Below are 1,127 nucleotides of genomic sequence, written 5' to 3'. Positions count from 1 at the left end.
CGGCGTCGGCGCTGAGTCTCTTCGGAACTGGCTGGGCAAATACCGCGAGGGGAACGGCGGTACCGAAGCCGACCTGACAGTCTCGGAACGGGCCCGACTGAAGGAGCTCGAGCGGGAAGTTCACGAGCTGCGGGCGGAGACCGCATTCTTGAAAAAAGCCAGCGCTTACTTCGCGCGGGAGCAGCGGTAGTGAGCAAGTACGAGTACATCGACTCCCAAAAATCTGACCCCACCAACCAGAATCCGGTCGTGAAAATGTGCCTCTGGCTGGCCGTGTCCACGTCAGGTTTCTACGACTGGGCAATCCGGCCGCAGTCCGCGACCGCGACCCGCAGACAGGCCCTGATCGCCCGGATTCAGCACTTCTTCGAGGAATCCGACGGCACCTACGGATACCGCCGGATCCACGCCGACCTGGGCGCCGAGCAGACCGAGTGCTCGCCCGAGCTGGTGCGGCAACTCATGCGCCAGATCGGCCTCGTGGCCTGCCAACCGCGGCCCTTTCGCATCACGACTCAAGCCGACGCCGCGGCGGCCGCGAGCATGCCCGACCTCGTCAAACGCGACTTCACTGCCGACCGCCCCGGGGTGAAGTTCGTCGGCGATATTACGTACATCCATACCTGGCAAGGGTTCATCTACCTGGCCACCGTCATCGACTGCTATTCGAAGAAGGTCGTCGGCTGGTCCATCGCCGACCACATGCGTACCGAGCTCGTCGCAAACGCCCTCCGGAACGCCGCTGCGACGACTCTGATTGAGCCGGACGCGATTTGGCATTCCGACAGGGGCAGCGTTTACACATCGGCCGAGTTTCGGGCGCTGGTGACCGGCCTAGGGATGCGATCCTCGATGGGCCGCACCGGCGTGTGCTGGGACAACAGCATGGCCGAGAGTTTCTTCTCGATGCTCAAGAACGAGCGTGTTTATCGCACTGCCTATGCCACGAAATCACAAGCTCGCAGCGACGTCATCCGATATATCGAAGGCTTTTACAACAGTCGACGCCGGCACTCCGCACTCGGTTATCGCCGGCCGAATGAAGTCCATTATGGTTATCAACAGCCAGCATTGGCAGCGTAGGAGAAACCACTAATTCCGCTGTCCGAAATACCCGCGGCAGGTCA

1 protein-coding gene is annotated in these 1,127 nt (G+C 61.5%); it reads left to right on the top strand.

Going from position 1 to position 1,127, the window contains the following annotated elements; genetic code table 11:
* Positions 1 to 1,083, top strand: a protein-coding gene (locus CXY71_RS00030; protein ID WP_104133708.1) for an IS3 family transposase whose coding sequence is annotated in 2 segments (ribosomal slippage) — positions 1 to 161 and positions 161 to 1,083 — 1,084 coding nt annotated over the 2 segments. Because the reading frame shifts where the segments join, the coding sequence is not laid out codon by codon here. This gene is flagged as partial in the annotation.
* Between the last annotated feature and the right edge of the window lie 44 nt (positions 1,084 to 1,127).

It is taken from the genome of Cryobacterium sp. Y62 (assembly GCF_002929785.1).
Classification (GTDB): domain Bacteria; phylum Actinomycetota; class Actinomycetes; order Actinomycetales; family Microbacteriaceae; genus Cryobacterium.
The sequence above is the reverse complement of the archived record's forward strand: the minus strand, read 5'-3'. Positions and strand labels throughout refer to the sequence as shown.